The sequence below is a fragment of the Acidobacteriota bacterium genome (genome assembly GCA_029861955.1).
In the GTDB taxonomy this organism is placed as follows: Bacteria; Acidobacteriota; Polarisedimenticolia; order Polarisedimenticolales; family Polarisedimenticolaceae; genus JAOTYK01.
Genome location: JAOTYK010000067.1, coordinates 1 through 7,596 on the forward strand (window position 1 = coordinate 1; position 7,596 = coordinate 7,596).

The 7,596-nt window shown below is 64.4% G+C and carries 7 protein-coding genes; 6 read left to right on the forward strand and 1 reads right to left on the reverse strand.

Going from position 1 to position 7,596, the window contains the following annotated elements; translation table 11 throughout:
• The 6 genes from rimM to OES25_17095 form a co-directional block, all read left to right on the forward strand.
• A partial coding sequence (gene rimM / locus OES25_17070; protein MDH3629349.1) for a ribosome maturation factor RimM occupies positions 1 to 550 on the forward strand: 550 nt, incomplete at its 5' end.
• Positions 550 to 1,242, forward strand: coding sequence for a tRNA (guanosine(37)-N1)-methyltransferase TrmD (gene trmD, locus OES25_17075; GenBank protein ID MDH3629350.1), 693 nt, complete (start codon positions 550 to 552; stop codon positions 1,240 to 1,242). The genes rimM and trmD, both read left to right, overlap by 1 nt.
• A 36-nt stretch (positions 1,243 to 1,278) precedes the next feature.
• A complete protein-coding gene (rplS, locus tag OES25_17080) occupies positions 1,279 to 1,629 on the forward strand; it encodes a 50S ribosomal protein L19 (GenBank protein ID MDH3629351.1) in 351 nt (116 codons plus the stop codon).
• Complete coding sequence (locus OES25_17085) at positions 1,589 to 4,015, forward strand: tetratricopeptide repeat protein (protein ID MDH3629352.1); 2,427 nt, start codon at positions 1,589 to 1,591, stop codon at positions 4,013 to 4,015. The genes rplS and OES25_17085 overlap by 41 nt, the downstream gene beginning before the upstream one ends.
• 101 nt (positions 4,016 to 4,116) lie before the next feature.
• Positions 4,117 to 5,475 (forward strand): sigma 54-interacting transcriptional regulator, encoded by a 1,359-nt coding sequence (locus OES25_17090; protein MDH3629353.1) that lies wholly within the window; start codon positions 4,117 to 4,119, stop codon positions 5,473 to 5,475.
• Positions 5,453 to 6,319 (forward strand): lipoate--protein ligase family protein, encoded by an 867-nt coding sequence (locus OES25_17095; protein ID MDH3629354.1) that lies wholly within the window; start codon positions 5,453 to 5,455, stop codon positions 6,317 to 6,319. The genes OES25_17090 and OES25_17095 overlap by 23 nt, the downstream gene beginning before the upstream one ends.
• Here OES25_17095 and OES25_17100 read toward each other — a convergent pair.
• The coding region (locus OES25_17100) for a penicillin-binding transpeptidase domain-containing protein (GenBank protein MDH3629355.1) at positions 6,312 to 7,596 on the reverse strand (1,285 nt) is incomplete at its 5' end. The two genes, OES25_17095 and OES25_17100, sit on opposite strands and share 8 nt — an antisense overlap.

The following is a 7,596-nucleotide window of genomic DNA, read 5'->3' on the forward strand; positions in this document are numbered from 1 at the left end:
TTATCGAGTCCTGATCGTGAAGGCACCGTTGCCGGTGGGGCGTGTGCAAGGGCACCGCGGCAATGGGGGCGAGGTAACGGTCCGCGTCGCCGCCGGCGACGCCGAGCATTGGGTCGACGTGGAGACCGTCGAGCTCTCTCGTGGCAACGAAACACGCACGTACGTCGTTGCCGCTTCCCGAAGTTACCGCGACCGGTTGGTCCTCAAATTCGAGGGGATCGACGATGCGGATCAGGCGGCACAGCTGCGTGGATTTCATGTCGCCGTCGCCCGTGATGCCGCGCCGGGGCTTCCCGCGGATCAACACTACCGCGCCGATCTTGTAGGGATGCGGGTGATCGATGAGGCCTCGGGACCCGTGGGCCGCGTCGTCGATGTTCAGCCTGGAGCGGCCCACGATCTCTTGCAGGTCGAGACCGAGACCGGCGGCGAGGTGTTGGTGCCGTTTGTCGACGAGATCGTCCTTCAGGTTCGGGAGGCCGATCGGGTGATGGATGTCCGGCTTCCCGATGGCCTGCTGGAATTGAACAATCCGGGACCGAGGGGCTGATGCAGTTCGACGTCGTCACCGCGCTTCCCGGGATCTTTCAGGGGCCTCTCCGGGATGGCGTGTTGGGCCGGGGGATTCGCGACGGTGTAGTGACCGTTCGGATCCACGATCTGAGGCGATGGGGTATCGGGCGTCATCGGATCGTCGATGACACCCCCTACGGCGGAGGCGGCGGGATGATTCTGCGTCCGGAGCCGTTCTTCGAGGCGGTCGACTGGATCGAGGGACAGTATCCCGCCGACCGATCGCTCAAGGTGCTACTCTCGCCGCAGGGAACGCCCCTGTCCCACGGGGTCGGGACAAGATTGGCCGGATACGATAGGGTGGTCCTCTTGTGCGGTCGCTACGAGGGGATCGATGAACGGGTCCGTGAGGGGCTGGCCGACGAGGAATTGAGTATTGGCGATTACGTCCTGACCGGTGGTGAGTTGCCGGCGATGGTCGTGATGGATGCCGTTTCTAGGTTTGTTAAGGGGACTTTGGGCCGGGGAGAGGCTGCCGAAGCGGACTCGTTTGCAGATGGGCACCTCGACTCCCCATATTACACACGGCCTTCGGAATACCGCGGAATGGCGGTGCCGGAGGTGCTGATGTCGGGGAACCACAAAGCGATCTCGGCGTGGCGCGGCCAGGCGGCCCACGATGCCACGAGGAGTAAGCGTCCCGATCTGCTCGGCCGCAAGGACGATTAGGTCACGGTTGTTCGGCATGGGCGAGAGGGTAGAGAGATGAACGTGATTCAGGGCATCGAGGCGGAAGGCCTCAAGCAGAGCGTTCCGGATTTCCGAGCCGGAGATCGGGTGAAGGTTCACGTGCGTGTTGTCGAAGGCGACAAGTCACGGATCCAGGTGTTCGAAGGTGATGTCATCGCACGACAGGGTGGTATCGGTCTTCGATCGACGTTCACCGTTCGCAAGATTTCGGGCGGGGTTGGTGTAGAGAGAGTTTTCCCGATTCATTCCCCCAACGTCGACAAGATCGAAGTCGTGCGTCTCGGGCGGGTGCGTCGCGCAAAGCTTTTCTACTTACGTGAGCTGAGTGGCAAGAAAGCCCGTATCCGGGAACGTCGAACGCGCTAGTCGCAAGGGCACCGGGCCGGGTCTGGAGGAGGGCGATCCACTGGATCGGCATAAGGCATTGCAGACCGCTGAGCGGCTGCTCAAGCAAGGCAAGGTGCAGGAAGCGCTGTCTCAACTCGAGAAGCTCGCTGCAAGTACGCCCGGAGACCCCATCACCCTCAATCGAATGGGGGACATGCTTGCGAAGGCGGGGCAGCGTGCGGAGGCCATCGAGTACTACTCGAAGATCGCCGATCAGTTCGCCAACCAGGGGTTCTTCCCGAAGGCCGTCGCCATCTATAAGAAGGTGCTCCGCCTGGAGGCGGACCGCACCGACGCGCTGACGCGGCTCGGCCAGGTCTATCTGGCTCAAAAACTCCCAGGCGAGGCCCGAAGTTATCTTCTTCGCGCAGCCGAGATTCACGTCGCGGCCGGTCGTCACAACGATGCACGAGAGATCTACGAGCGGCTCGTTCAGGCGGAGCCTGAGAACTCCTCGCATCGCGCTCATCTCGCCGAGACCCGTGCGGCCGAGGGTGACTCAGAGAGCGCCTCGGAAGAACTCTGTCGTCTGGGTGAAAGCCTCATCCGGCGGGAGGAGTTGGGCGAGAGCGAGGCCGCCTATCGTCGCGCGATGGATCTGGTCCCCGACAATCCTGGTGCGTTGATCGGTGTTGCCCGTTGTCTCGCACGGTCCGGTAAGGAAGACGAGAGCCTCGAGTTCCTCGAAACCGGACTCAAAGCCCATGGTGATCCGACGGTTCTGGGCGAGCTGCTCGTCCTGCACGATGCGGCTGCAAATCACGACGCGTTCGACCGGCTCCTCCAACACCCCAAGGCCGGTCACGTCCCCATCGACACATTGAAGAAGATCTTTGATGCCCACCGCGACCGCGACCGTAACGCCGGGCTCGATTCGCTGTGGAGCCGAGTGGGCGACGCGTTCGATCGGTGGGCCGCGATCGACGCGGTTCGCGTGCTCGATCAGATGGATGTCCTTGTCTCGTTGGAGCCCTCCGGTCATCTGCCGGCACTGGAACGACGCCTGCGCTATGCGCGTGACGCGGGGAACGTGCCGGAACGGTTGGTTGGGGCTCTCGAGGGAATGATCCGAGCGATGCGTGTTCGTAGCGAGGATGCATCGACATACGAGGACGAACTAAAGAAGCTGGCACCGTCGTCCACGCTCCTTCCGCAAGCTTCCGCGGCGGCGGGCTCAGCGGCGGATGGCGTCCCCGGTGGGGCGACGGCTCTCTCTTCCTCCGGTCTTCCCGAGGATGCCGAAGCGCCTGCGATTCCGCTGAACAGGGCCGACGAGGAGTTTGTCGCGGGTCGCCTGACCCAGGCCGAGATTCTCGAAAAGTACGGATTGGTCGATAAGGCGATCGACCAGATCCGAGAGATTACGACCCGCTTCCCCGGTAGCGTCGACGCCCAGGAACGGCTTCTGGCGCTGTTGCGGAACGAAGGCAGTGGCGAGGCGGACCTGTCGATGGCCCTCGTTGGGGTGGCGTTAGCTCGGCGAGCGGCCGGGAGCCAGGGCGAAGCGATGCAGGCGGCGACCGAGGCCGTCGTCTCGGGAACCCTCCCCGAGTCCAGCGAAGCCTTGCTCCGTCGTCTGGGGCTTGTGAAGGGCAGCACCGAGAGTCCGGCGCCCGTTCCGGCAGCGTCGGCCGCGGAGCCTGCCGTCGATCCCGTCGTCGAGCCAGCCGATGCCCCGATCCCGGTCGTCGTGCAGGAGGCGGTCCCTGAGCCGGAGGCGACCGTCGAAGAAGAAGATGTCCTGATCGAGTTCGATGCCGACGACGAGGAGCCGGAGCACGAAGCGACCCCGACGCCCAGCACGCCCGCCGAATCGGTCGTCACGCTCTCGGACGACGCCGACGACGACCTTAGCGCCATCACGGCGGCTCTCGAGGACGAGATGTTCGGTGGCGAGGCCAACGAGCCGGCTGCCAAGCCGGAATCGGAGCAGAGCCTTGAGTCGGTCTTCGCGGCATTCCGCGAGCAGGTCGACAACGAGCTGGGCCCCGATGATTATCGGACGCACTACGACCTGGGCATCGGCTACATGGAGATGGGGCTCCTGGATGAGGCGGTACGGGAGTTCGAGATCTCGAAGGGGGACACGGATCTCTATCGTGACTCCTGTGTCATGCTCGCGGTCTCCCATCGCACCCGCGAGGACGCCGCGGCGGCGATCGACTGGTTTCGTAAGGCCCTCGAGTGCGATGCCGACGACGCCAGCAAGGTTTACGAGCTGCGTTACGATCTGGCGGAGCTCCTCCTCGCCAGCGGAGATGAGGAGGGCGCCCTCGGAGAGTTCCGCACGGTTCTCGACGGCGATGCCGGTTTCCGTGATGTGCGTGTCCGGGTGGAGCAGCTGGAATCTCGTCAGCCGTCTTGAATTATTAAGTAATTATTGGATTTCTTTCGCGGATCGTTCGCGGGTATACTCGACTCTCGATCGCCTGCCATGAGGGCCGGCATGGGGGTAGGGGGCGTCCCATGGAGGGGATTCGCGCACTGGTCGTCGAGCCGGACTCCGCTGTGCGTGAGCGTCTTCGCCAGGCACTGGAAGACCAGGGAATCCAGTGTCACTCCGCCTCCCACGTCGACGCGGCCGATGCGATCGTTCGACGCGAGAGGTTCGACGTCGTCTTCGCGGATCCACGGTTGGTCGATTCCGCCAAGCTGAACCCCGAGTCTTTCCCGATCCACGTCGCCGTGATGGCCGAGGTCCCCGTCGATGGGACCGAGTGGTGGGATCGCGCCTCGACGGATTCGGCGGCGCTCAGCCTTCTGACCCGACGCCTGGTCGATCGTCTGGAGCTTGCCCGTCGTGAACGGGTCGTTCGTGAACGTCTGGCATCCGGTCTCGGGCTTCGCGGGTTGGTCGGCGTTTCCTCGGCCAGCGAGAGGCTGCGCACGCAGATTGGCGACCTTGCCGGGGGCGAGCTGCCGGTCTGGGTCTCCGGAGAAACGGGCGTCGGGAAGCTCCATCTCATCCGTACGCTCCAGGAGTGTTCGTCGTGGTCGGACGGCGCGCTCGTTCGAGTCGACGCAGGCAGCCTTGCCGATCTCCCGCCGGACTCTGACTCTGCCGACGTCGCCGAGCTGCGCCGACGGATCGCCGGGGGGCTCCTGATGGTTCGTGGGCTCGAGGACCTGGATGACGAGGCTCAGACTCGGATCGTCGAGGGTTGGGAACGTGGATGGTTCCACGATGCCACCTCCAGTCATGGCGCTCGCTGTCGCGTCTGTGTCGTGACCCGAGAGACGCCGGAGCGGTTGGTGGCCGAGGGTCGGGTCCTTGAATCGGCGACACGCCGGTTGGCCACGGCGCATGCGCACGTGCCGACTCTTCGGAAACGATCCGAGGATATCCCACGACTCGTGGACTTCTTCCTGCGAGAGATCGTGGAGATCAATCGACTCGAAGCGCTTCGAGTTTCGGGCGACGCCCTCGATGCGCTCGGTCGGTATGAGTGGCCCGGAAACGTTCGGGAGTTGCGGGCCTGTATCGAGCACGCAGCGATTCTCGCGACCGACGGTGTTGTCCGCTTGCGTGACCTACCGGAGCGAATCCGGAATTCCCTGGCCGAACCGGTCTCCCCGTCGGGGAGCGTGACGGCCTCGTTCCGGGACGCCAAGCACGATGTCGTTTCACGGTTCGAGCGCTCGTACCTGACGTCGCTGATGCGGGCATACAACGGAAATGTGACGGCCGCAGCCGAGAAAGCCGGAATGCTGCGATCCGCGTTGCAGCGCCTGCTGCGGAAACATGGACTTCGATCCTCGTCGTTCCGACCGGGGCGACGCGCCTCCGCGGAGCCAATGCGCGATGCCGGGCACGAGGAAATCTGACGGCAGGCCGCTGGAGTGGCGGGTACTCGTCGACTCAGCCGATGACGGACCGCACAACATGGCGGTCGACGAGATGCTTCTCGAGCAGGCGGACGAGGCGGGCCGCGCCGGAACTGCCACGGTTCGGTTATACGGCTGGAGTCCTCCGACGCTCACCCTCGGTCGCAACCAGCCTCCCGGCGAAGGCTACGATATCGACTACCTGAAGGAGCACGGGATCGACCTTGTTCGTCGTCCCACCGGCGGCCTCTCGGTACTCCACGACGATGAGCGGACCTTCTCGGTGGCGGGTTCCCTGGAGTGTCCGCCGTTCGATGACGGCGTGGTGGCGACGTACCGCCGGTTGGCGATCGCGTTGAAGGGTGCCATGGTGCGATTGGGCATCCAGGCCGAGGATGGGGGTGCGGGACAGAACGTCAACCCGCGTGCAGCGGTCAGCCCGGTCTGCTTCGAGGGACGGACGCATCACGAGATCGTTGCGGAAGAGAAGAAGCTGATCGGAGTGGCTCAGGTCCGGCGTCGTCGCGCGTTCCTTCAACACGGCTCGATTCCGCTTAGTTTCGATCGACAGCGGCTGGCGGCAGCGGTGGGTCGCTCGGATCCCATCGAAGGTTGTGTGGGTATCCGTGAGTTGAATCCCGCGGCTTCGGCGGACGATCTTGACCTGGCGCTGATCGAGGCGTTCGAGGTGCATTTCGGAGTTCGGCTACGGAAGGATACGCTGCGACCGCAAGAACTTCAGCGGGTCGAAGAGCTGCGCGCGTGGAAGTACGATTCGACGAGTTGGACGCTTCATGGCCGCGTCGGGCGACGCGAGCGTCACTGGGGGCCGACGCTCACCTGAGCCAGACGATGTGTGCCTGCCGCCCGTCTCGCCCGACCCAGGTTTCGGGATCGTAACGTTGGATCAGACGACGGGACAATTCCGGAGGCTCTTCGCCGGCGAAGTTTCGCTCGATCCGGATGCGGATAACGCCGTCGGCCGTGTGGGCCTCGAGCTCCTCGACATCGGGGATCAGGAAGACATTGGGTTCGTGGTCGAGGATCTTGGCCAGATCTGCGGCCGGTATTCGAAGCGCACCGCTCTCCGTCAGCGAGTAACGCTGGAACGGGTAGGGCAGGGCCAGCAGGTCGTGTTGGGCACGACTGCAGTAACCCGTCGGTTCGGTGCCCTCCGTGAAGACCTCGTTAATGATCGTGTCGCAGCCGGCCTCTGCGCTGGCCCGCAGACCCGTGTGCCGATCGATGGCCACCTGGACGATTCCGCCGGGAAGGGCGAACGCCTCGTCGGTCCCATCGGCGTACGCCTGCTCGATGAACGCCTGCCAGATGGGCAGGGCCGCCTGGGCGCCCGTCTCCTTGCTGCCAAGCGAGCGAGGCTCGTCAAAGCCTACCCAGACACCGACCGCCAGCTCCGGGGTGTAACCCACGAACCACGCGTCGGTATTGTTATCGGTGGTCCCCGTCTTACCGGCCAGCGGCAGACCCAGCCGCGAGGCTGCACGACCGGTGCCGTCACTGATCACGCCTTCGAGGACCCGATTCATCATGAACGCCGTCTGCGGCGTGACCGCGTCATGCACCCGGGGCTCGACGCGGTGAACCGTTGCGCCCTGGCGATCACGGACCTCTGCGATCAGGTGGGGCTCGACCAACACTCCCTGGTTGGCGAACGCGCCGTACGCGGCGGTCAGTTCCATCAGGCTGATCTCGAACGCCCCTAGCGCAAGAGACGGGAACGGCTGCAAGTCGCTGGTGATCCCCAGCGCACGCGCGGTATCGATCACGGCGTCGGAACCGATCGAATTGAGCAGTTTGACGGTCGCGATATTGGCGGAGGCCTCCATCGCTGCACGTAGCGTGAGGGTCTCGTAGTACTTGTTGGTGTAGTTCTCCGGCTGGTACGGCGCGGACGCACCCCGATCCAGAAAGACCGTCGGCTCGTCAAGCAACGTGTCGGCCAGCGTTTGACCACGGGAGAGGGCGGCGGCAAACACGAGGGGCTTGAAGGCCGAACCCGTCTGACGCTTGGCCTGGATGGCGCGGTTGAATTCGCTGCGGTCGAAGTCGAAGCCGCCGACGAGGGCTCGAACCGCGCCAGTGCGTGGTTCCAGCGCGACC

What these genes read in the sequence shown, in the direction of transcription:
- trmD (MDH3629350.1), top strand. Translation starts at nt 550, where the DNA reads ATGCAGTTCGACGTCGTCACCGCGCTTCCCGGGATCTTTCAGGGGCCT.
- rplS (MDH3629351.1), top strand. Translation starts at nt 1,279, where the DNA reads ATGAACGTGATTCAGGGCATCGAGGCGGAAGGCCTCAAGCAGAGCGTT.
- OES25_17090 (MDH3629353.1), top strand. Translation starts at nt 4,117, where the DNA reads ATGGAGGGGATTCGCGCACTGGTCGTCGAGCCGGACTCCGCTGTGCGT.
- OES25_17095 (MDH3629354.1), top strand. Translation starts at nt 5,453, where the DNA reads ATGCCGGGCACGAGGAAATCTGACGGCAGGCCGCTGGAGTGGCGGGTA.